The sequence below is a fragment of the Stenotrophomonas sp. G4 genome (assembly GCF_003428825.1).
GTDB classification, from domain to species: domain Bacteria; phylum Pseudomonadota; class Gammaproteobacteria; order Xanthomonadales; family Xanthomonadaceae; genus Stenotrophomonas; species Stenotrophomonas indicatrix.
This window is the reverse complement of record NZ_CP031741.1, coordinates 3,139,417-3,162,761: the sequence shown is the minus strand read 5'-3', so window position 1 is coordinate 3,162,761 and position 23,345 is coordinate 3,139,417. Positions and strand designations below refer to the sequence as shown.

General features: G+C 65.8%; 18 protein-coding genes and 1 pseudogene. 13 read left to right on the top strand and 6 right to left on the bottom strand.

The features are described from left to right. From D0Y85_RS14635 to D0Y85_RS14615, 5 genes are all read left to right on the top strand, one after another. Positions 1-603 (top strand): hypothetical protein, encoded by a 603-nt coding sequence (locus tag D0Y85_RS14635; protein ID WP_117311943.1) that lies wholly within the window; start codon positions 1-3, stop codon positions 601-603. 44 nt (positions 604-647) lie between these two features. Next, a complete protein-coding gene (locus D0Y85_RS14630) occupies positions 648-2,030 on the top strand; it encodes a hypothetical protein (protein ID WP_025876071.1) in 1,383 nt (460 codons plus the stop codon). A 140-nt stretch (positions 2,031-2,170) separates the two neighbouring features. Further along, the gene (locus D0Y85_RS14625; protein WP_025876073.1) at positions 2,171-2,875 is read left to right on the top strand and encodes a C39 family peptidase; all 705 of its coding nucleotides are present in this window, start codon (positions 2,171-2,173) and stop codon (positions 2,873-2,875) included. A gap of 13 nt (positions 2,876-2,888) precedes the next feature. Then, positions 2,889-3,641 carry a hypothetical protein gene (locus tag D0Y85_RS14620; protein WP_117310957.1) on the top strand — a complete coding sequence of 251 codons (753 nt, stop codon included), beginning with the start codon at positions 2,889-2,891 and terminating at the stop codon, positions 3,639-3,641. Positions 3,642-3,686: 45 nt separating this feature from the next. After that, positions 3,687-4,976 (top strand): transporter, encoded by a 1,290-nt coding sequence (locus D0Y85_RS14615; RefSeq protein WP_033831684.1) that lies wholly within the window; start codon positions 3,687-3,689, stop codon positions 4,974-4,976. Positions 4,977-5,061: 85 nt separating this feature from the next. Here D0Y85_RS14615 and D0Y85_RS14610 read toward each other — a convergent pair whose 3' ends face one another. From D0Y85_RS14610 to D0Y85_RS14600, 3 genes and pseudogenes are all read right to left on the bottom strand, one after another. Continuing rightward, entirely contained in the window at positions 5,062-6,414 is a 1,353-nt protein-coding gene (locus D0Y85_RS14610) for a sigma 54-interacting transcriptional regulator (RefSeq protein WP_117310956.1), read from the bottom strand. Positions 6,415-6,644: 230 nt separating this feature from the next. Further along, a pseudogene (locus D0Y85_RS14605) lies at positions 6,645-7,420 on the bottom strand (C40 family peptidase). A gap of 132 nt (positions 7,421-7,552) precedes the next feature. Continuing rightward, positions 7,553-8,092: a C40 family peptidase gene (locus D0Y85_RS14600; RefSeq protein ID WP_049466242.1), complete on the bottom strand. Its 540-nt coding sequence runs from the start codon at positions 8,090-8,092 to the stop codon at positions 7,553-7,555. A 111-nt stretch (positions 8,093-8,203) separates the two neighbouring features. Between D0Y85_RS14600 and D0Y85_RS14595 the strand changes: the two genes are divergently transcribed. The 6 genes from D0Y85_RS14595 (at position 8,204) to D0Y85_RS14570 (ending at position 13,894) form a co-directional block, all read left to right on the top strand. Further along, positions 8,204-8,686 (top strand): peptidylprolyl isomerase, encoded by a 483-nt coding sequence (locus D0Y85_RS14595; protein WP_049466263.1) that lies wholly within the window; start codon positions 8,204-8,206, stop codon positions 8,684-8,686. A 99-nt stretch (positions 8,687-8,785) separates the two neighbouring features. Then, entirely contained in the window at positions 8,786-10,030 is a 1,245-nt protein-coding gene (locus D0Y85_RS14590; protein WP_117310955.1) for a DUF418 domain-containing protein, read from the top strand. A gap of 195 nt (positions 10,031-10,225) precedes the next feature. Continuing rightward, positions 10,226-11,584, top strand: a complete 1,359-nt coding sequence (gene gorA, locus D0Y85_RS14585; RefSeq protein WP_032975041.1) for a glutathione-disulfide reductase — start codon at positions 10,226-10,228, stop codon at positions 11,582-11,584. Between the two features lie 286 nt (positions 11,585-11,870). Then, the gene (locus D0Y85_RS14580; RefSeq protein WP_117311942.1) at positions 11,871-12,791 is read left to right on the top strand and encodes a DMT family transporter; all 921 of its coding nucleotides are present in this window, start codon (positions 11,871-11,873) and stop codon (positions 12,789-12,791) included. Next, positions 12,788-13,126, top strand: a complete 339-nt coding sequence (locus tag D0Y85_RS14575; protein WP_223486363.1) for an MGMT family protein — start codon at positions 12,788-12,790, stop codon at positions 13,124-13,126. The genes D0Y85_RS14580 and D0Y85_RS14575 overlap by 4 nt, the downstream gene beginning before the upstream one ends. A 93-nt stretch (positions 13,127-13,219) precedes the next feature. Then, positions 13,220-13,894: a rhomboid family intramembrane serine protease gene (locus D0Y85_RS14570; RefSeq protein WP_025876091.1), complete on the top strand. Its 675-nt coding sequence runs from the start codon at positions 13,220-13,222 to the stop codon at positions 13,892-13,894. Positions 13,895-14,002: 108 nt separating this feature from the next. Here D0Y85_RS14570 and D0Y85_RS14565 read toward each other — a convergent pair whose 3' ends face one another. Next, a complete protein-coding gene (locus D0Y85_RS14565) occupies positions 14,003-15,589 on the bottom strand; it encodes an NAD(P)/FAD-dependent oxidoreductase (protein WP_117310954.1) in 1,587 nt (528 codons plus the stop codon). Further along, entirely contained in the window at positions 15,586-16,068 is a 483-nt protein-coding gene (locus tag D0Y85_RS14560; RefSeq protein ID WP_117310953.1) for a VOC family protein, read from the bottom strand. The genes D0Y85_RS14565 and D0Y85_RS14560 overlap by 4 nt, the downstream gene beginning before the upstream one ends. 125 nt (positions 16,069-16,193) lie before the next feature. On the opposite strand from D0Y85_RS14560, the gene D0Y85_RS14555 reads away from it, so the two are divergent. Together D0Y85_RS14555 and D0Y85_RS14550 are read left to right on the top strand one after the other, a co-directional pair. Continuing rightward, on the top strand, positions 16,194-17,849 hold the full coding sequence (locus tag D0Y85_RS14555; RefSeq protein WP_117310952.1) for an SDR family oxidoreductase: 1,656 nt from the start codon (positions 16,194-16,196) through the stop codon (positions 17,847-17,849). Positions 17,850-18,168: 319 nt separating this feature from the next. Beyond that, on the top strand, positions 18,169-21,198 hold the full coding sequence (locus D0Y85_RS14550) for a TonB-dependent receptor (RefSeq protein WP_117310951.1): 3,030 nt from the start codon (positions 18,169-18,171) through the stop codon (positions 21,196-21,198). Positions 21,199-21,326: 128 nt separating this feature from the next. Here the strand turns inward: D0Y85_RS14550 and D0Y85_RS14545 are convergent, their stop codons facing one another. Further along, the gene (locus D0Y85_RS14545) at positions 21,327-23,333 is read right to left on the bottom strand and encodes a M13 family metallopeptidase (protein ID WP_117310950.1); all 2,007 of its coding nucleotides are present in this window, start codon (positions 23,331-23,333) and stop codon (positions 21,327-21,329) included. Positions 23,334-23,345: the final 12 nt, after the last annotated feature.

Below are 23,345 nucleotides of genomic sequence, written 5' to 3'. Positions count from 1 at the left end.
ATGCTGCTGGCGGTCTGGCTGGCATTGCCCGCCACAGCACTGGCCGACGACTACAGCGGGATGCTGGCCTACCTCGACGTGACCCGCATCGACGGTCGCGCGCTGGCCGGTGCCAGTGGTGCCGTCGCCATCAACCAGGCGGCGGGCGATCTCAACATCCAGGCCAATCTGCATGGCATGGCCAGCGGCGACCGCGCCGACGTGGCCATCGCTGCGCGCCAGCAGCACAGCAACGACGTCGTGCTTTCGGCACCACTGGAAGCCAGCGCGCACATCGCCGGACAGGCATTGGCAGGCGCCAGCGGCATTGCATCGATCAACCAGGCCAGCGGCATCGCCAACACGACGCTCAACGTCGTCAGCGCGACGCTGGCCCGGCAAGGAATACGCGAGTCCGATGACACGGCGTTGGCCGCCTCGGACATCGCGTCAGCAGGGGGGCAGGGCGATACCGGTGACGGTGTTGCGGCGGGTATCCGCAGTGTCGGCGTTTCGTCGACGGCACTGCGGGGCTTCGACGGTGTCCTGCAACTCAATCAGATCGCGGGAGCGCGAAACGATACGGCCAATGTTCTGGGCCTGGTCGTGCAGGGCAACCCGTGAGTACCACCCACCCGAACCAATCACCTGATGAGAGAGAGGGCACCATGAAAGCGACTGTCAAAAAGACCGTACTCGCCATGGCAATTGCCACTGCCTCGACCGCTGCTGCGGCCAATGGCTGGGACAACCAGAATGCCAATGCGAACATCAACCACAACCATGTCGTGACCGAAACCCGCAACGACACGCACAACCATACCGACAACGAAGTCCGCAACTGGACGCGCACCAACACCACGGTACGCAACAACACCGACACCTCGAACGTGAGCCGCACCCGCACGGTGAACGTCAACGAGCAGGTGCAGAAGAACAGCAACATCCAGGCCGACGAGCGCAAGGAAAAGAACAATCACGGCGTCGACGTGAACCTGGAGAAGGATCTGCGGCTGAGCTCGGACATCAACTTCTCCGGCGATCCGACCATCACCGGTGACATCGACCTGGATTCGGCAGCCATCGCCGTGATCGACAACCGCCAGTCGATCAGCAACAACCTCACCGGCAACAGCCTGGTCACCAACAGTGCATCGATCGCCGATGATGTCGGTGCGGGTGCCTCCGGCAACCTCGGCTTCAACGTGGTGGCCGGCGACAACAACGCGCAGGACAATGCTGCGTCGCTGTCCGCTGCGGATGCTTCCTTCAGCTTCGGCATGGCCGACGCCGAGGTGTTCGTCAACCAGGCCGGCTTCGGCAACACCACCATGAACTCCGGCGTCACCAACGCCGCTGGCCTCGGTGGCAATGCCTTCGGCGGTGCCTCGGGCAACATCGGCGTGAACATCGCCTCGGGCAACAACAACGAGCAGAAGAACGCGCTCGCAGCCTCGGTGGCAACCAGTGCGATGGCACAGTCGAGCATCAGTTCCAACCAGGTGTCCACCGGCAACACCGTGTCCAACGCCGGCTTCGTGCAGTCCTACACCGACACGGTGCAGGTCGGCCTGAGCGGTCGCGTCGCAGGCGGTACCCTGGCCGTGGGTGCCGGTACCTATCGCGGCACCGGCAATGCCTACCAGATGGCCAACTACTACCTCGATTCGTGGAGTGGCGATCTGCCGCATCCGGGTGGCAATGCGACCGGGCACATCGATCTGGACAACGAGATCCAGAATGCAACGATGAACCCGAACCGGCCGGGAGTGGGTGGCCTGGGCTTCGATACGCGTGAAAGCGGCACCAGCCAGTTCGTCGAGCTGGGCGTGGCCGACCTGTATGCCAGCCTCAGCGGCACGGTCAGCACCACCCGCTGGGTGAACGTCAATGCGACCAACACCTCGGCACTGTCCGGCAGCGCCTTCTCCGGCGCGTCCGGCAACATCGGCGTGAACGTGGCCTCGGGTACCGGCAACCTGCAGGCCAACAGCCTGGCACTGGCCGTGGCGCAGCCGAGCACCGGCGGTGGGACCGGCGGCGGCGAGTGATCCACGGTGTGACCGCTTTCGCAGCGAACCTGCGTTGAGCGCAACAAGCCCGGCCATCCGCCAATGGCCGGGTTCCCCCGGGGGCCCCTGTCCCTCCTCCCCCTTGGGGCAGGGGCTCCTTCCTTCTCGTGGAGAACGGCATGGCCGGTCATCGCTGGTGGTTGCGTCTGCTGCCCTGCCTGCTGCTGCTGACCAGCGCATGTGGCTGGGCAGGCGAGGTGGTGTTCAGCGGGGTGCTGCCCAATGGCGCGCTGCTGCAGCAGAAGGTGGAAAGCATGCAGGAGCGGCGTTATCGCAACCTGGTGCGGCAGCACACCGACTACAGCTGCGGGGCGGCCGCTCTGGCCACCATCCTGCGTTATGCCTACCACCTGGACACCACCGAGGCGACGGTGATCGAGGGAATGATGGGGGTATCGGATCCACAGCTGGTCAAGGAACGTGGTTTTTCACTGCTGGACATCAAACGCTATGTCGAATCGCTGGGCATGCGTGGACGCGGTTATCGCATCGACGAATCGCGCCTGCGCACGTTGCGGGTTCCTGGACTGGTGCTGATGGATGTACGCGGCTTCCGGCATTTCGTCGTGCTCAAGCAGGTGCGCGACGGCGTGGTGGAAGTGGCCGATCCGATTCTGGGCAACCGCAGCCTGTCACTGGCCGAGTTCAGTGCCGCCTGGCCGTCACGCGCCGTTTTCGTCGTGATCGGCAGCGACTTCGATCGCAATACGGTGCTGCTGCAACCCAGCGAACGGCCCAGTGCCCGCGCGTTGTATGCGCGGCAGGGACCGATCACCGATGCCGAACTGGTCGACTTCGGCTTCAGCCACGCCGACCTGTTCTGAAGGAGGCACGATCATGCAATGCCAACGTGTAGTACTCGCTCTGCTGCTGATGTTGCCGGTGTCGCCGTTGATGGCGGCCGACGGTGCACCGGGGCGAGGCCTGAAGGAAATACCCGATCCCGAACTGAACCTGATGCGCGGCCGCTACACCGTCGGCGGCAACAACGTGGCCTGGTTCGGGGTGACGATGATTTCGCAGTGGCAGGGACCCAACGGTGCGGTGGTGCAGGGCGCGCTGACCCTGGGCATGGATTTCCGCAATGGCGGCACACCCAGGCTGAGCTTCCAGCCAAGCGTGCAGGTTACCGCCGCTGACGCACCGTTGCCGGCAACGGCAGGGCGCAGCATCGACAGTACCGGCCTGGCCAATGCCAGCGGACTGGTGCAGAGCGTGCAGGTGGCCGGCGATGGCAACACCGCACGCAACGTGACCACCCTGACCGTGCGTGACGGTGCGGTGCCGACCGCACTGGGCGACGACGGCAGCCGCATGGCGCAGGCACAGCAGGGCGGGGCGACTGCCACCGCCATGCTCGATGGCAACCAGGCGCGCCTGCTGCTGCAGGTTGATGGGCAGAGCCTGGTACAGCAGTGGATCCGCAATGGCAGCGTGGGGCAGGGCATTGCCCTGGCCGGCGATGGACAGACCGCCAGCAACCGGCTGCAGCTGGAGCTGGTACGCAATACCGCGGCCAACAACCTGCCCTTGAGCCAGAACGTGGCCCAGGCGATCGGGATGAACCGCGGCATGGGCCCAGGCCAGTAACACGGCCTGGTCGGGGGGAACCGACGTACAACGCAGGTCACCGACATGCACACTCTCTACCGGCTTACTCCGCTGGCGCTGGCGGCGCTGGCGGCCACTGCCTTCGCCCAGCAGCCTGCACCCAGTGATGGCGCAGACATGCAGGCATTGATCGCGCAACTGGAACAGCTCAAGGCCAATTACGCACAGGAGGTACGACGCCTGCGCGAACTGGACATGCAGGTGCAGGCGATGCAGGCGCGGCTGAGCGGTCGCGCAGGACCCGGTGCGACGCCCGCTGCGCCGTTGGCGCCGGCTGCGGCATCCGCAGTTCCGCCCAGCAGCGAAGGCTATGCCAGCAGCGCGGCCGAGGCACAGCAGGCCAAGCAGGAGGCCCGGCGCAGCGTGGATGACGTCAAGCAGCAGCAGGCGGCATTGTTCTCGCGCCGGTTCACCATCGAAAACGGCCTCACCTATGCGCGCTACGACCGCAAGCAGCTGACGCTCAACGGGTTCCTCGCCCTGGATGCGATCTTCCTTGGCAACATCGCGATCGAGAACGTCGAATCGGATTCATTGACCTACAACCTGGCCGCACGCTGGGGCGTCAGCCCCAACCTCACCTTGAACATGGACGTGCCGTACCTGGCACGGCGCACGGTCTACCAGAAAGGCGGTGCCGGCGGTGCTGCGGCGGCGATCGCGCAGGAAGAAACCAACGGCAGCGGTATCGGCGATGTCAGCCTGAGTGCCAATTACCGGCTGTTCTCTGAACGCGGCTGGCGCCCGGAGACGGTGCTGACCGGTGGCGTTACCGCACCAACGGGCCGCGCACCCTATGGCCTGGACTGGAAAGTAATCGAGCGCGATGACGATGACTACATCCGCTTCGCAGTGCCGCAGGAACAGCCGACCGGCAACGGCGTGTGGCAGGCCAACCTGGGCGTATCGATGGTGAAGACCGCCGATCCGGCCATCCTGTTCGCCAACGCCGGCTACATCCATTCGTTCCCGCGCGGCTTCAGCGATATCGACAGCAACCCGGATACGGTCAACCCCGGCGATGTGAAACTGGGCGGTTCGGTGTACTTCGGTGCCGGCGTGGCATTCGCGTTCAACGAGCGCACCAGCCTGAGCATTTCCTTCAGCGACAAGATCAGCACGCGCGCCTCGACCCGGTTCAAGGGCGGTGAATGGGTGAAGGTGATCGGCAGCGATGCCAATGCGGCCTCGCTCAATCTCGGCGTGACCTACGCGTTGAACCAGCACACCACGCTGGTGACGCTGCTGGGCATCGGCCTGACCCCGGATGCGCCGGACTTCACCCTGGCATTCAAGGTGCCGTACATGTTGTAAGTGCGGCTGCCCGGCATGGCGCGGCGCTGCGCAGCCGCGCTTTGCCGGCGTCGGGCCATGCCCGGCAGTGCAGGTTCCTGCCTTGTCAGCGCTGCGCCGGCAGCTCCAGATGATGCTTGCGGCACAACCGGTATACCGTGACCCGCGAGATCTGCATGTGCCGCGCACACGCCGACACGTTGTAGCCATGCTGGCGCAGGGCCTGCAGCAGTACATCGCGCTCCACCTGGCCACGCGCATCCTGCAGCAGCGCGCGCCGCGCAGGGGCGTCCGGCTCTGCCAGGTCCAGGTCAGCAGCGCTGATCAGCTCGCCTTCGGCCACGATCGCTGCCCGCTGCACGCGGTTCAACAACTCACGTACGTTTCCGGGCCAGTCGAACCCGCGCATGGCCTGGCGTGCGCCGGGATCAAACCCGCGGGCACGGCCGGGATGGCGCTGGCGGAAACCGCGCAGGAAGTGCTCGGCCAACAGCAGGACATCGCTGCCGCGTTCGCGCAGCGCGGGCATCGGCAAGCGCAGGACATTGAGGCGGTAGTACAGGTCCCGGCGGAAGTGTCCCTGGGCCACCGCCTGTTCCAGTTCCACATGGGTGGCTGCCAGCACGCGCACGTCCACGCGCAGCGGCTGGTTGCTGCCGACCCGTTCCAGCGTCCCCTCCTGCAGCACCCGCAGCAGGCTGGTCTGTGCGTCGGCGGGCAGGTCGCCGACTTCATCGAGGAACACGGTGCCGCCGTGGGCACTTTCAAACAGTCCGATGCGGCGTTGGGCGGCACCGGTGAAGGCCCCACGCTCGTGGCCGAACAGTTCGGACTGCACCAGATTGGCAGGGATCGCGCCGCAGTTGATCGCCAGGAACGGTTTGCCGGCGCGCCCGGACAAGGCATGCAGCGCCTGTGCGGCCAGCTCCTTGCCGGTGCCGGTCTCGCCGGTGACCAGCACCGGCAGGTCGACCGGAGCGAATTTATGCAGGGAGGCGCGCACCGACAGCAGGGCGGTGCTGTCGCCGATCAGCGCCGGCAGGTTGCCGGACTCGCTGACCATGTGCGGCAGCGCGTCGTCGCCCTCGGATTGCCGCTGCATTGCCGACAGCAGATCGTGCAGTTCCAGCGGCAGCGCGAACTGGTCGCGGCAGGCGCGCAGCAGCGGCCCCCACGCAGGTGGAGCGCTGCCCAGTCCAGGGGGCAGCACGGCGAGCCAGGGCAGGTGATGGTGCCGCTCGATCCACGGCAGCAGCAACTGCACGGCGTCGGCATCAAGGTGACGCAGATCGACGATGGCCACCAGGTGGTCGCGGCCGCGCAGGCCGATGGCCATGGCAGGGGCAGGGCTGACGCAGCGCAGTTGCCAACCGGCCGCCGCCAGCGCCCCCCGCTCGGCGGCCTGCGGTTGGCCGAACCAGATTGCGCAACGTGATGGAATCTCCAGGCTTGCCGCCATTCCTTTCCCCCAGGCAACACGGGCGGTCCAGCCGGGCACCCGGCGCGCCGCCCCGCGCCGGTATGCTGTGGCCGAACGCGGTCGGCCTGTCGCGGTCACTGCAACCTCGACATCAAGGACCAACGCAGCCAGCGGCGGCCAGCGGCCAGCCCCCCGGCTACGGCCAGCCGCCCAATGAAAAAGCCGCTGCAGGGCAGCGGCTTTTCAGGCAATACGCAGATGACCCCGGATCAGAGGTCGACCCGGCGGGCCTGCATGAACTTGTTGCCCCAGTAGCCGGTGAGCAGGGTGTCGACGCGGACGTCCTTGCCGGTGCTCGGGGCGTGCAGGAAGCGTCCATCGCCCACGTAGATGCCGACGTGGTCGACCCGGCCCTTGCGGCCGAAGAACACCAGATCACCTGCAGCCAGCGCGGCGCGGTCGTTGATCAGTTCGGCATTGGCGTCATGCGCCATTTCGCGCGATACGCGCGGCAGCTCGATGCCCAGGGCCGAGCGGAACACGTAACCGACCAGGCCGCTGCAGTCGAAGCCGCTGTCCGGATTGCTGCCACCCCAACGATACGGCGTACCGAGCAGGGTCATGGCACGGCGCAGCAGCGACTGCACCTTGCCGTTGTCGGCAGCGTTGCCGACCACGACGCTGCCATTGGCGGCGCTGCTGGTGTCGTAATTGGCGAGGAGGCGGCTGAGGTCACCGGCCACCATGGCCGAGCGGTCCATCAGGGGAATGGTGTCATTGGCGGCCAGGTGCGGCAGCAGGGCGGCCAGGGTGGCGCTGGCGGCGGCATCGGCGCGGCTGCGCTGCGGAGCGGTGGCGTCGGCCTTGGCGGCTGCGCGGGGGCGGTCTCGGCGGTGGCAGCCGGGGTCGCATCGGTACGGGTGGGAGCGGACTGCGACCAGGCAGGAAGGCTGGTCAGACACAATGCCAGGCCCAGCAGAAGCGGGCGGACACTACGCGAAGAAGCGGCGGTCTGGCCTTGGCACGTCGGGTCGTTTGTCGTCACGCGTCGGTCACAAGGAAAAAAACGATGGGGCATCATGCCCTGTAAAAGCAGTAATAAGTTAAAAATTCCGTTAATAAACCGTTAGTTGCGCCGTGATGATTGTCACAGTTTTAAACATATCGCCTGTTCATTTTAGCGAAGGACGCGTTTCGCCCCTGTGTAGTGGTCCTTCCAATAGGGGCCACTGAGGGAATCCAGGCGGACCGTTCCGCCGGTGCTCGGGGCGTGCACGAATCGACCTTCGCCCACGTAGATACCGACGTGGCTGACACTGCCGCGACTGCCAAAAAAGACCAGGTCGCCGGTTGCCAGGCGCTTCGGGTCGATCTTCGGGCCCTGAACCGCCGCCAGGTCGCGTGAGGTCCGCGGCAGCTTCAGGTCCAGCATTTCACGGTAGACGTAAGCGACCAGACCGCTGCAGTCGAAGCCGGATTCTGGCGTGTTGCCGCCGTAGCGGTAGGGCGTGCCGACCAGGCTGATGGCGCGCATCAGTACTGAATTGGCGGCCTCGGGGTTGTCCGGCGTGGTGCTGGGCCAGCTTGCCGCAGGCGGCGGCGGTGCGGAACGGACGGCCTTGCCACCGCCGCAGGCGGTCAGCAGCAGGGGCAGGGCCAGCAGCAGGGCGGGCGCGAGGCGCCGGCGCGTGCCGGACGAAACTGGCGTGATGTGCATGTTCTCCGGATAATGCCCGACCTTGGATTGGCCGTCATGATGGCGGCGTCCCCGCTGGGCGACAACCCGCCCCAACCCGCCTGCCTCCGGCAGATCCAGACAGAGTTGCGCATGAAGATCGAAAAAGACCGCGTTGTCCGCTTCCACTACACCGTCTCCGAGGCCGGCCAGGAGCCGATCGAATCGTCCAAGGACCGCGGCGAGCCGCTGGCGATCCTGATCGGCCACGGCAACATCATCCCGGGCCTGGAAAACGCCATGATGGACAAGGAAGCCGGCGCGACCTTCGAGGTCGACGTCAAGGCGGCCGACGCCTACGGCGAGCGCCGTGACGGCCTGTCCCAGCGCGTGCCGAAGAAGCACTTCGGTACCGCCAAGCTGGTCCCGGGCCAGCAGGTCGTGCTGCAGACCAACTTCGGTCCGCGTGCCGTGACCGTGCAGAAGGTCGGCATGAGCGTGGTCGATGTCGACCTGAACCACCCGATGGCCGGCAAGGACCTGCATTTCAACGTCGAGATCGTTGAAGTGCGCGAAGCCGGCAAGGAAGAGATCGAACACGGCCACGTCCACGGCGACGGTGGTCACCAGCACTGATCGCATCGCGATCGTGATGGCAGCAATGGCCCGCTTCGGCGGGCCGTTGCGTATCTGGAACAGGGCGGGGCCATCCATGGCCCGCAGGCCGGCGGCATAATGACGGACCTGCACGCCGGATACCCCGTGAACACCGCTTCCCCTTCCCTGCAACCGGTGGCTTCCGGCGAACGCATCGCCGTGCTGGACATACTGCGTGGCTTCGCCCTGCTGGGCATCCTGCTGATGAACATCGAGGCCCTCAGCGGGCCGCTGGACCTGGCCTTTACGGGCATCGACGTGCGTTGGCAGGGCATCGACTACTGGGCTGATGCGTTCGTCTATGTGTTCGTGCAGGGAAAATTCTTCACCCTGTTCTCGCTGCTGTTCGGAGCGGGCTTTGCGGTGATGGCCCAGCGCGCCGAGGCAGCGGGCCGCCCGTTCACTCCGTTCTACCTGCGCCGCAGCGCCGGGCTGCTGCTGATCGGCCTGTGCCATGCACTGCTGGTCTGGTCGGGTGACATCCTGGTGCTGTATGCGCTGGCCTCGCTGCCGTTGCTGGCCTGCCGCGAAGCACCGCGCAGCTGGCTGCCGTGGATGGGCCTGCTGGTGTATGCACTGGGTGTTGCGCTGATGGTGCTGGTCGGTGCGATGGTGTCGATGGCCCCCCCGCAGGACCTGCAGAAGATGCTGGTCGACGCACAGCAGGACATCGACCTGCAACGCCTGGTGTATGGCCAGGGCGACTGGATGCAGGCCAATGTGCAGCGCCTGCATGAGTTCGGCAGGTCGCTGGGGGCCATGTTCATTGCCGGACCGGAAGTGCTGGGCATGTTCCTGCTGGGCGCCTGGTTTGCTGGCAGCGGCGCACTGACCACGCCGGAGCGTTTTCCGCGGCTGTATGCCGGCCTGCGCTGGGTTGCACTGCCCCTGGGCCTGCTGGTCACCCTGGTGGGTGTGGCGTGGAAGCCCTACCTGGTGCCGGGTGTCTATGACCTGCCGACCACCACGGCAATGGCACTGGTGGCCGTGGGCGGTGTGCCGATGTGCCTGGGCTACCTCGCCTGGATCGTGCATTGGCGCGCGCGCATGGGCTGGCTGGCGCCGGTCGGCCGGATGGCGTTGACCCACTACCTTGCCCAATCGGTGGTCTGCACGCTGCTGTTCCATCACTACGGGCTGGGATGGTTCGACGTGCTGCCGCGGGCCTGGCAGCTGCTGTTGGCACTGCTGCTGTTTGCAGCGCAGGTGATCTTCAGCCATCTGTGGCTGCGCTGTTTCCGCTTTGGTCCGATGGAATGGCTGTGGCGTGCGATGACGTACCGGCAGTGGCCAGCACTGCGCCGTGGGGCCGGGCAGGCGTGATCGATGCCGGCCACGCGCGTTTCGACCTGCGCGGCTGCATGCATCAGCAAGCGTGTCGCGGCCTGCCCTCACGTCTGGCCTGCAGCGGGCCGTGGCATGCTCGCAGCAGCATGAGTGACGGCGCCAACCCGCTGCCTGCCGATCTTCGTTGCGGGCGCTCGCCCGCCATCTTCCCTGTCGACTCGAGCGATTGCGATGAATACTCCCTCTTATGATTACGATCTGATCGTCCTTGGCGGCGGTTCCGCTGGCCTGGCCGGTGCCATCCGCGCTGCGCAGCATGGCAAGCGGGTTGCCCTGCTGGAGCCGGGTGAACTGGGGGGGACCTGCGTGAATGTCGGGTGCGTGCCGAAGAAGGCGATGTGGCTGGCCGCCGATCTGGCCGAGCGCATCGGCCTGGCCAGCGCGATGGGCTTCGACGTGGCGCCGCGTCCGGCGCTGTCATGGAAGGAACTGGTGATCCATCGCCAGGCCTACATCAGCAACATCCACACCAGCTATCACAAGCGCCTGGATGAAACCGGCGTGGTGCGCATCCCGGCCCGCGGCCATCTGCTGGATGCGCACACCGTGGCGTGCAGTGATGGCGTGCGTTACAGCGCTGCGCAGATCCTCATCGCCACCGGCGCCCATCCGCAGCGGCCGGACATTCCCGGCGCCGAACTGGGCCTGGTATCCGACGATTTCTTCGACCTGCGTGCAGCACCGGCCGAGGTCGCCATCATCGGTGGTGGCTACATCGCGGTGGAACTTGCCGGGCTGCTGCAGGCGCTGGGCAGCAAGGTGAGCCTGCTGGTACGTGGCAGCCGCCTGCTGGAGCGCTTCGACTACGAGCTGACCGCGCAGCTGGCCGAGAACCTGCGCCAGCAGGGCGTGCGCATCCACTTCGATTACCGTCTGCGTGAGTTGAAGCGCGACGGCGAACGCGTGCGCGCGTTCGGCCATGACGGCCCGATCGACAGCGTGTTCGACGCCGTGTTCTTCGCTACCGGCCGGCGCGGCAACAGCAAGGATCTCGGCCTGGAAGCACTGGGCATCGGCATCGGCGAACACCAGCAGGTGGAGGTGGACGAGTGGCAGACCACGGCGGTGCCAAGCGTGCATGCGGTCGGTGACATCGCAGGCAAGGTCGGCCTGACGCCGGTCGCCGTGGCTGCAGCGCGACGCCTGATGGATCGTCTGTTTGGTGGTCGCCCGGATGCGAAGATGGATTACGACAACGTGGCCAGCGTGGTGTTCTCGCACCCGCCGCTGGGCGCGGTAGGCATGAGCGAGGAAGATGCACGTGCGCGATTCGAGCAGGTGACCGTGTACCACAGCCGGTTCCGGCCGATGCTGCAGGCGCTGGCCAACGGCACCCAGCGCAGCCTGTTCAAGATGGTCTGCGCCGGCCCGGAGGAGCGCGTGGTGGGGGTGCACCTGCTCGGCGAAGCGGCCGACGAGATCCTGCAGGGTTTCGCGGTGGCGGTGAAGATGGGTGCGACCAAGGCCCAGTTCGACGACACGGTGGCGATTCACCCGACGTCTGCTGAAGAAGTGGTGTTGATGCGCTGAGCCGACACTCACGGTAGTGCCGGCCGCTGGCCGGCAACTTCAACCGCAGACACCCCCGCAACCGGACCCACCGCGCCTTCGACAGGTTCCTGCGATCTGCCGGAACTGCGTTATGTGTTGCTGCTGGTGGGTGTCGACCTTGGTCGACACGTAGATCCACGCCATGCGTGGATCAGGAGTGGCAGTGAGCATGAACGGACATCGGATCGTTCGTCCGGAAGTGCCATGAGACAATTGAAGGCAATCCGGCTGCTTCCAGCCGCCCATGCGGCCCGTTTTCTTCCTGATGTCCACTTCTTCCCCCCGTATCGCCACCGCGTCCCCGCGCATCGCTCTGGGCGGCATCGGCCTGGCTGCGATCGGCGCCATTGCCGCCTCGGGCAAGGCGGTCATCGTCAAGCTGGGGCTGCGCCATGGCGTGGACGCGACCACGCTGCTGGCGCTGCGCATGCTGATGGCGCTGCCGCTGTTCGCGCTGATGGCGGTGTGGGCCTCGCGCCGCGCGACGCCGCTGTCGTGGGCCGACCGCGCACGCGTGCTGTGGCTTGGCTTCACCGGCTACTACCTGTCCAGCCTGCTGGATTTCCAGGGCCTGCAGTACATCAGCGTGACGCTGGAACGGTTGATCCTGTACTTGAACCCGACCCTGGTGCTGCTGATCAACGTGCTGTTGGCGCGGCAGCGGCCGGGTCGATGGCAGGTCGGCGCGCTGGTGCTCAGCTATCTCGGCGTGCTGATCGCGTTCGGCCATGACCTGCAGCGCGAGGGTGGGCAGATCATCCTCGGCAGCCTGCTGGTGCTGGGCAGTGCGCTCAGCTATGCGCTCTATCTGTTCGGTAGCGGCCAGGTGGTCGCCCGTATCGGCGCGGTGCGCCTGACCGCCTACGCCAGCTGCGTGGCCAGCGTACTGGTGCTGCTGCATTTCACCATCACCCATCCACTGCCGTTGCTGTGGCAGGCCCCCGCTGCCGTGCAGTGGCTGTCGCTGATCAATGCGACGGTCTGCACCGTGCTGCCGGTGCTGGCGATCATGCTGGCGGTGCAGCGCGTCGGCTCGTCGCTGGCTGCGCAGGTGGGTATGCTGGGCCCGGTTTCCACCATCGTGATGAGCCTATGGCTGCTCGACGAACCGATGGGGCCGGCGCAGATCGCCGGCACCGTGCTGGTCCTGATCGGCGTGCTGCTGGTGACGCGGCTGCGCCGCTGACGCCGGAGCAGGCGCGTGCCCGCATCCTGGCGGTGATCCATGCGATCCCGCCAGGGCAGGTGATGGGCTACGGCCAAGTCGCGATGCGCGCCGGCCTGCCCGGACGCGCCCGGCTGACCGCACGCATCCTCGGCCAGAATGACGATCCCTCGCTGCCCTGGCACCGGGTGCTGCGCTCGGATGGGCGCATCGCCATGGCTGAAGGTTCGGCCGGCTGGCGCGAACAATCGCAGCGGCTGCGTGCCGAGGGTGTCATCGTCGAAAACGGCCGGGTGCGGATGCCCGCGACCGACCCGGCGGCGGCGCTGGATGCGGCCGTATGGGGGCCGGGCTGATCGCTGCCTGCGACTGAACGGGCGACCGTCCGCTCTGGTCAAAAAGGGCCGGTGCTGCGGCTATGATGGAGGCCGTTCCATGCCGGTGTCCCCATGTTCCCGCGACTGCCAACCGTCACCAAGGCCCTGTTGATCGCCAACGCGATCCTGTTCCTACTGCAGCAGCCGTTCCTGCTCGGCATGCAGACCTTCGAGCCGTTCATGCTGCAGCCGCTGCAGCAGGGGTTCGATGCGTTCTCGCCAGGCGGCAATTTCCAGCCCTGGCAGCTGCTGACCTACGGCTTCCTGCATGGCAGTTTCTTCCATCTGTTCTTCAACATGCTGGCCGTCTTCATGTTCGGCGCGCCGCTGGAACAGACCTGGGGTGAGAAGCGCTTCCTGACCTACTACCTGGTGTGCGTGGTCGGCGCCGGCCTGTGCCAGTTGCTGGTCGGTACGATGCTCGACAATCCGGCCACGGTGCTGGGCGCGTCCGGTGGTGTGTTCGGCCTGCTGCTGGCCTACGGCATGCTGTTCCCCAACCAGCGGGTGATGCTGCTGTTCCCGCCGATTCCGATGAAGGCGCGTACGTTCGTGATCCTGTTCGGCGTGGGCGAGCTGGTGCTGGGCATGACCGGCTGGCAGCCGGGCGTGGCCCATTTCGCGCACCTGGGCGGCATGCTGTTCGGCTGGCTGCTGATCCGCTACTGGCGTGGCCAACCGCCGTTCAACAAGCGTCGTCCGCCCGGCCCGCCAAAGCGCCCGAACCATCTGCGCAGCGTGAAGTGAGGCGCAGGTAGGTGCCAACCTTGGTTGGCACGCCATGATGCCGGTAGATGCCAACCTTGGTTGGCATGCTTTGACGCCGGTAGGTGCCAACCTTGGTTGGCACGCATTTCATGCATCGGCCAGCACCACCTGTGCCGCGTTGTGCCCGGGCGCGCCGGTCACCCCGCCGCCCGGATGCGTACCCGCACCGCACAGGTACAGGCCGGGCAGGGCGCCGCGATAGCCGGCCTGGCCGACCATCGGCCGCGCCGAGAACAGCTGGTTGGCGCTGAGCGCACCGTGGAAGATGTCGCCACCGATCAGCCCGAACGTCCGCTCCAGATCCAAGGGTGACAGTGCCTGTCGACCAAGCACGCTGTCGGCGAAGCCGGGGGCGAAGTGATCGACGGTAGCGATCATCAGGTCGGCGACGGTATCGCGATGATCATCCCAGTGACGGCCATCGGGCAGCTCCGGCGCCACGTGCTGGCAGAACAGGCTGGCTACATGCTGCCCGGGTGGCGCCAGCGAATCATCCAGCGTGCTCGGAATCAGCATCTCCACGATCGGCTCGCGCGACCAGCCCTCGCGACGTGCGTCCAGCCAGGCACGGTCCATGTAATCCAGGCTGGGCGCCATGATGATGCCGGCACTGAGGTGATCGCCGGGGCCCGGCAGGGCACGGAAATCCGGCAGCCGCGACAGCGCCACGTTCATCCGGAATGTGCCCGAGCCGCAGCGCCAGTTCGCCATGCGCTCACGGGTGGTGACGGGAACCTGGGCGGGCTGCAGCAGTTGTTCGTACAGCAGCTTCGGGTTGACGTTGGCCACCACGGCACGTGCGCGCAGGCTCTCGCCGCCGGACAGCGCGACGCCGACCACGCGCCCGTCCTCAACCAGCAGGCGCTGCACGCCGGCATCGACGCGCAGCTCGGCGCCGGCCGCACGCGCGGACGCGGCGATGGCCTGGCTGATCGCGCCCATGCCACCGATGGCGTGGCCCCACGCGCCCTTGACCCCGTTGCACTGGCCGAACACGTGATGCAGCAGTACGTACGCGCTGCCTGGCGTGTACGGGCTGGCGTAGTTGCCGACAATGCCATCGAAACCAAACAGGGCCTTGATCGGCTCGCTTTCGAACCAGCGATCCAGGTACTCGGCGGCCGACAGCGTGAACAGGTCCAGCAGTTCCTGGCGCAGTGCAGGGTCGAGTGCGGCCAGCTCCCGTCCCAACCGGCCCATCTGCCACAACGCCGGCAACGCACGCCAGCCGGCCATCACCCCGAGGTCGGGCGGCGGACGCAGCGCCCAGTCGCGCAGCACATCGGCAAATACTTCCAGGCGCGCTTCATAGGCGGGCAGCGCCTGCGCATCACGTTCGGAGAACTTCGCCACCTCGGCCTGGGAGCGGCCAGGTGCGGACAGCAGGTAGCGGCCATCAGGCAATGGCAGGAAGTTGTTGGCTGGCCGCGCGACGATGCGCAGCCCGTGCGCATGCAGCTGCAGCTCCTCGATCACCTTCGGCTGCAGCAGCGACACCGTGTACGAGGCCACCGAGTTGCGGAAGCCCGGGTGGAACTCCTCGGTGACAGCTGCACCGCCAAGGATGCCGCGACGCTCCAGCACCAGCACCCGTTGCCCCGCGCGCGCCAGATACGCCGCGCACACCAGCCCGTTGTGGCCGCCGCCAACGATGATCGTGTCCAACGTCGTCATGCGTTGCGGATCGCCGCTTCGATGGTGGCGATGTCGATCTTTTTCATCGGCATCATCGCGTTGAAGGCGCGCTTGGCCAGGGCCTTGTCCTTGCTGGTCACCGCGTCGATCAGCATGCGCGGGCTGATCTGCCAGGACACGCCCCAGCGATCCTTGCACCAGCCGCATTGGCTTTCCTGGCCACCGTTGCCGACGATGGCATTCCACAGGCGATTGGTTTCGGCCTGGTCCTCGGTGGAAATCTGGAACGAGAACGCTTCGCTGTGCTTGAAGGTCGGGCCGCCATTGAGGCCGACGCAGGGAATGCCGCAGACCGTGAATTCGACGGTGAGGACATCCCCCTGTTTGCCGTCGGGGAAGTCGCCGGGCGCGTGATGCACGGCGGTTACTTCGCTGTCGGGAAAGGTCTTTGCGTAGAACGTGGCGGCCTCGAGCGCGCCGTTGTCATACCAGACGCAGATCGTGTTCTTGTGAGCCATGGCGGGGCTCCGCAGTGGACGAAGGCGCAGCGATAGCATGGGCGGTGTTAACGCCGGATCGTGCTGCACTGCGGGAGCTGCCGACACCGCGCTACCATGGCCAGACGACACGACAGGGATGATGCGTGAAGATCCTGATTCTGGGTGGATATGGGGTGTTCGGGGGACGTCTGGTCCGCTTGCTGACCGACCTGCCGATGCTGGAACTGCTGATCGGTGGCCGTAACCTGACGGCGGCACAGGCGTTCTGCGCAAGCTATGTGGGGCAATCGACGCTGCGTCCCCTGCAGGTCGACCGGCAACGGCTGGCCACGGCCCTGCAGGCCGAGCGACCGGAGCTGGTGGTGGATGCCTCCGGTCCTTTCCAGGACTACGGCGAACACCGCTACGGCGCGATCGAAGCCTGCATCGCCGCCGGCATTGATTATCTGGACTTCGCCGACGCGGCAGACTTCGTATTCGGCGTTTCGCAGTACGACGCGCGGGCCAGGGCGGCTGGCATCTACGCACTGTCCGGCGTCAGCAGTTTCCCGGTATTGACCGCGGCAGTGCTGCGCGAGATGGCCACGCACATGGACATCGTCAGCGTGGAAGGCGGCATCGCGCCATCGCCCTATGCCGGCATCGGCCTGAACGTGATGCGGGCGGTGGTCGGCTATGCCGGTGCGCCGGTGAAGCTGCGCCGCAACGGTCGCGATGGGCACGGCATCGGCCTGGCCGAGAGTCGCCGCTTCACCGTCGCGGTGCCGGGGCGGCTGCCGCTGCGCAACCTGCATTTCTCGCTGGTGGATGTGCCGGATCTGCAGGTGTTGCCACCCGAACATCCAACGATGACCGACATCTGGATGGGCGCTGGCCCGGTACCGGAGATCCTGCATCGCGTACTCAATCTGCTGGCCAAGGCGCGCCTGCACCTGAAACTGCCATCGCTGGAGCCATGCTCGCGGTTGTTCTATACCGTGTTGAACCTGATGAAGTTCGGCGAGCATCGCGGCGGCATGATCGTGCGCGCCGTGGGCACCCGCGATGGTGCGCGTGTGGAACAGAGCTGGCACCTGCTGGCCGAGGCCGATGACGGCCCGTACATTCCGTCGATGGCGATCGAAGCGGTGATCCGCAAGCAGCTGGCCGGTGATCGGCCGTCACCGGGTGCACGCCCGGCCACGCATGCGCTGGAACTGTCCGACTACGACCGGCTGTTCGACGGACGCACGATCCATACCGGTTTCCGCCGCGACATGCCCGGTGCCAGCCTGTACCAGCGCCTGCTGGGCAGCGCGTACGCGCAGCTGCCGGCCAGCGTGCAGGCGTTGCATGCACCGTCTGCCGCCATGCGCTGGAGCGGGACGGCATCGGTCGAACGCGGTGGTGGGTTGTTGTCGCGGTTGCTGGGGAACGTGTTCGGTTTTCCGGCAGCGGGCGAGGCAGTGCCGGTCAGCGTGGAGTTCACCGCAGAGGCGGGGGGGGAGCGCTGGACGCGGACCTTTGCCGGCCGTCGTTTCTCTTCGTTGCAGACGCAGGGGCAGGGGCGCAACGAAGCGCTGCTGGTCGAACGGTTCGGTGCGGTATCGGTAGCGTTGGCACTTCTGGTCGACAACGGGCGGCTGCAACTGGTGCCGCGACGCTGGTCGATCCTGGGCCTGCCGTTGCCGCGCGCGCTGATGCCGGGGGACAACAGCTTCGAGTATGAAGTCGACGGGCGATTCGTGTTCGACGTGGAGATCGGTGCGCCGGTGGTGGGGCGGATCGTGCACTACCGGGGAACGTTGGAGGCGGCGTGATGGGTATCGGTGCATCTCCGGATACATCATAGGTGTCGGAACCAGAACGCAATGCTGTCGCATCGAACGCTTAACGCAACGCATCGAGCGCGTTCATGTGACGTATGTGACCCCAGTTGTCCTGCTACGGATGCTGTCGCCACGGCCCCCCTGGTTGACTGATATTCCTATGTTTTCAGGTATCTGGTCCGATTCAAAGGCGTCGCTGACGCCCGCTCACTGACGTTTTCCCCCAGATTCATCGGGTGTTGCAGCACTGCCTCGTGAAGGACACACATGCCTATAAATCCCCGTCAGATTCATCACGGGAGAGAGCTTCATGGCATTTGCATCCAAACGTCGTGTGTTGAAGCGCAGCGCGCTTTCGGCGGTGTTGTTTTCCATCGTTGGGGCCGTTGCTGCACAGAGCACGACGGGCACGTTGTACGGCACCGTAGCTGGTGCTGAAGACGCTACTGTTGTGGCCCAAAGCGACAGCGGTCTGCGGCGAACGGCGCCCATCAATGCACAGGGGCGCTACAGCTTCGGCGCGTTGCCGGTGGGGCGTTACAGCGTCAGCGTGCAGCGCGACGGCCGTGTCATCGAGCAGCAGGACAACATCCAGTTGCGCGTGGGCAGTGGTACCGAAGTGAGTTTCGCCGCACATGGGCCGGCCACCACGCTGGACGCGGTCAACGTCACCGCAGCGAATCTGCCGAAAATCGATGTGACCCACACCGTGTCGAAGTCCGTCATCACGTCCGAACAACTGGATGTGCTGCCGCTGGGCCGAAGTGCCGAGGCCATCGCTTTGCTGGCCCCTGGGGTGGTCGCCGGTAGCGGTGAATTCTCCAACGGTTCGCGATCCGTGCTGTCGTTCGGTGGCGCCAGCGTCACCGAGAACGCCTACTACCTCAACGGCTTCAATGTCACCAACCCGCTGAATAACCTCGGTGGGATCAGCCTGCCCTATGGATCCATCGATCAGCAGGAGACCTTCACCGGTGGGTACGGCGCGGGTTATGGCCGTTCCACAGGCGGTGTCATCAACCAACTGGGAAAGCGCGGTACCAACAGGTGGCGGTTCGGTGCCCAGGTGGCGTGGACACCGGCGGAGCTTGCCGAGTCGCCGGAATCGGTCAACTACCCCGACATGGCCCTGCCGGATGGGTATGCCTACGAGAACGAGTCCAAGCCCGGCACTTTGTACCGTTACCGTCGAGGGGACAAGGCGACCACAACCACCTACAGCGGATATGTCAGCGGACCCCTGATTGAGGATCGCCTGTTCATTCACTTGGCCGCTGAATCCAACCGGCGTGAGGGCGCTTCAACCGCCAGCGAGGCATCTGCGCAGCAGGCACGCAACCATTACCGCGTGGATACACCGAAGTTCTACGGCAAAATCGACTGGAACATCAATGACAGCAACATTCTCGAGTACACCCGTTTCCAGGACACTGATCGTTCCGGTGGTTACTACACCGGGTTCGACTACGACACCCTGACCGAGGGGGATCGCACGGGCACGTTTCCCAATACGACCAAGGTCACGACGGACGTCGATATCTTCAAGTACGCGGGGTATCTCAACGACGACCTGACCTTGAGCGCAGTGTGGGGGCGCACCCGCGTCGGCAACCTGGAATTCAACCCACTGGATTCGGGCAACCCCTTCATCAGTGGTGCCGGGAACCAGGATCCGTCCCTCACTGGCGGAGCCCCGGTTCGCAATGACCAGGCTGGCCTGTACACCAAGGCTTCTGATGCGGGGAGTACCACGCAGGGGCTGCGCATGGACCTGCAGTACCGCATCGGCAACCACGAGCTGACCGCTGGCGTCGACAATATGACCTATCGGGCGCACAACGAAGGGCAGTCCATGACCGGCCCGGGTCATGCCTGGATCTACTCCCGCGGCAATCCGGCTGCGTCGCCCAACCCCGGCTTCGGAATCGCACCGCCGGGCGGCAATGGCTATTTTGTGCAGAAATACATCTTCTCCACCACCACCAGCATGTCGGTGAAGCAGAAGGCCTACTATCTGGAAGACCGCTGGCAGCTGACGCCCGAGTGGTTGCTGACGCTGGGCCTGCGGAATGATCGTTTCACCAACTACAACAGCGATGGACGCGCGTATGTGGAAAGCGGCGACCAGTGGGCGCCACGGTTGGGCGCCAGTTGGGATGTGTTCGGTGACGCGTCGTTGAAGGTCTTCGCCAACCTGGGCCGCTACTACCTGGCATTGCCCAACAGTGTGGCCATCCGTGGTGCGTCCGCGTCGACCTACACCCGTGAGTATTTTACGTATACCGGCATTGATGCCGACGGCAACCCCACGGGCCTGACGCCTTTGGGCAATGGTCCAGTATCAACAAACAACGAGTACGGCCAGGCTCCGGATCCCCGTTCGGTGGCGCCCACAGACCTGCGTTCCCAGTACCAGGATGAGCTGATCCTTGGTTTCGAGAAAACCCTGGGCAGTCGCTGGAACAGTGGCGCAAAACTGACCTTCCGGCGGCTGCAGTCGGCCATTGACGATACCTGTGATTCCGATCGCTTCGCCGACCGGCTCGCTGGCATGGGGCTGGATGCCGACGCGTACGAGCTCCCGGGCTGCGTGATCTTCAACCCGGGGCAGACCAATACGTTCCAGGTACGCCATCGCGATGGGTCCGGCTATACGCCCGTCACCATGAGCGCGTCCGATTGGGGCTACGACGGCAAGAAGGCCAAGCGCGAGTACGTGGCGGTCGATCTGTTCATCGAACACCCGATGTCCGAGCGCTGGTACGCGCGCCTGGACTACACCTGGTCACGTAGCTTCGGGAACACCGAAGGACAGGTGAAGTCCGATATCGGTCAGGATGATGTTTCCAAGACCCAGGACTGGGATGCGGTGTCGCTGATGGAGTACGCCGGTGGCTACCTCGCCAATGATCGGCGGCACCAGTTGAAGGCGTTCGGCGCCTACCAGATCAATGACGAATGGACGGCCTCGTCGACGGTTCGTGTGATGTCGGGTATGCCCAAGAGCTGCCTGGGTTACTACGGAAGCGACCAGAGCGATCCGGCGCATGGCTATGGATCGGCGTACCACTATTGCAACGGTGAGCCGTCACGGCCCGGTGATGCCGGCCGGCAGCCGTGGACGGCGCAGCTGGACATGGGGGTGCTGTACCGGCCAGCGTTTGCGGACAATCGCCTTGGCTTGGGGTTGAACGTCTTCAACGTACTCAACCAGCGCCGTCAGCTGCAGTCGACGGCGACGTACCAGACAAGTCCGGATACGGTTTCCAACCTCTACGGCATGGGAACCCACTTCACGCCGCCACGTACGGTTCGCCTGACCGCCTCGTACGATTTCTGACCTGCGCGTATAGCGGCTCTCTCTGCATGGGTTGGCTTGGCCCTGATCCGTCAGGGCCATTCTCCGATGCGCACCCAACGGAAAGGGCGCCCGAAGGCGCCCTTTCCGTTACCGCTGTTGCATCAACCTCAGCGCCAGACCTTGATCTGCTCGCCGTCGGTGCGCTGCATCGGCTGGCCCGGCTTGCAGCTGAAGCTGGCGCCGAACGCCGGCAGGTTCGACAGCGGGCCGTTGGTGCGCCAGCGGCCCGGTGCGCGGATGTCGGCGGTCAGGCGGCGCGCGGCCTCGTTCGGCGACAGCTGCTGCGGCCACAGCGCAGCCCAGGCGCGGAAGAAGCCCTGCTGCTGTGCCGGCTTGGCCTTCGGCTCCTGCGCGGTATACGCAGCCCAGGCCAGTTCCAGACCGGCGATGTCGGCCAGGTTCTCTTCCTGGGTCAGCGTGCCGTTGACCTTGGCTCCCTTCACGCCGGGGAACTCGTAGGCGCCGTACTGGGTGGCGACACGGGTGCCGAGCAGCGTCCAGGCGGTCTTGTCGGCCGGGGTCCACCAGCTGCGCAGTTCGCCCTTGGCATCGACCAGCGCACCCTTGGCGTCGATCGCGCGGGTCAGCTCGTGGCCGACCAGGCCGCCGAAGCTGCCGAACTTGTCCGCGGCGTCGGCCTTGGCGTTGAACACCGGGCCCTGCAGGATCGCCGCAGTGACGATCAGCCGGTTCTGCGCCAGGTCATAGGCCAGCGACGGCTGCTGCGGCAGCACGTCCCAGCGGCGGTCGGCGTTGCCCTTGCCGATGCGCTTCATTTCCTCGCGGTGGCGCCAGGTGGACGCGATCAGCATGTTGCCGCCGAACGAGCCACGGCCCATCGGCTGCACGCTGTAGTCCAGGTCGCGCAGCGGGGTGCCGATCTCGATCTTCAGCGCGGCCAGCTTGGCCTGTGCTTCGGTCTTGGCCTCGGCGCTCATCCAGCTGTTGTTCTTGACCGCTTCGATCTGCACTTCACGCACCTTGTCGACGATCCAGGCCGCTTGGCGGCGGTCTTCGGCGGACAGGTAACGGGCTGCGTATTCGCGGCCAACCATCGGGCCAGCGGCCACGTTGATCGCGTCCAGCACGCTTTCCCAGCGCTGCGGCGGCAGGGTCTCGCCACGCAGCACGCGGCCACGGAACTCGAACTCCGCGTCGCGGTACGCCTTGGACAGGTACGGCGCCATCGAGTCGCCCACGCGCCAGCGCAGGTAGGCCTTCCACTGGTCCGGCTTGAGCTTGGTGACCATGCCGTCGAGCTGCTTGAACAGCGCCGGGTCGGCCAGCGACACCAGGTCATCGTTGACGCCCTGCGCCTTCAGGAACGCGTCCAGCTGCAGGTTGCGGTAGCGGCTGTTGAGGTCCTTGGTGGAGATCGGCGCGTAGTTGTTGAACGGGTTGTTGATGCCCGCCAGCGACTGCGCGTTGCGCGCCAGTTCGGTTTCCAGCGCGATCACCGCCTGCGACTCGGCGTCCAGCTTGGCCGCCGGGGTGCCGGTCAGCGCGAGGATCTGCTTGACGTAGTTGCGGTAGCGGCCCATCAACGCGACGGTGTCGGCATCGGTGCGGGTATAGAAGGCCGGATCAGGCAGGCCCATGCCGCCCTGCATGAAGTAACCGATGTGGCGGTCCAGCGCCTTCAGGTCCACGTCCGGACCGAAGTTGAAGGCCACCGGGATGCCAACCTGGTGCAGCGCGGCGATCGAGGCCGGGACATCCTTGGCCTTCTTGATCGCGTTGATACGGGTCAGCAGCGGTGCGATCGGGTTGGAGCCGTCGGCTTCCACGGCCGCTTCGTCCAGGCCGCTGGCCCAGAAGTCGCCCAGCAGCTTCTGCACGTTGCCCTGCGGCGCCTTCATCGAGGCGTCCAGCAGTTCACGCTGTTGCTGCCGGCTGCGGTCGACCAGCTGGCCCAGTGCGGTGGCGGCGCCGGCCTGCGGCACCGGGTTGGCCTTCAGCCAGCCTGCGTTGGTGGCGTCGTAGAAATCGCTGCACTGCGCACTGACGGCCGGGGCGCGTGCGGCCTTCTTCTTGGCGGCGAACGCATCGTGGGTCGGAACCAGGGTCGCCAGGCTGATGCCCAGGGCGATGGCAAGCGGACGGAAGTTGGGCATGTAGAACGAATC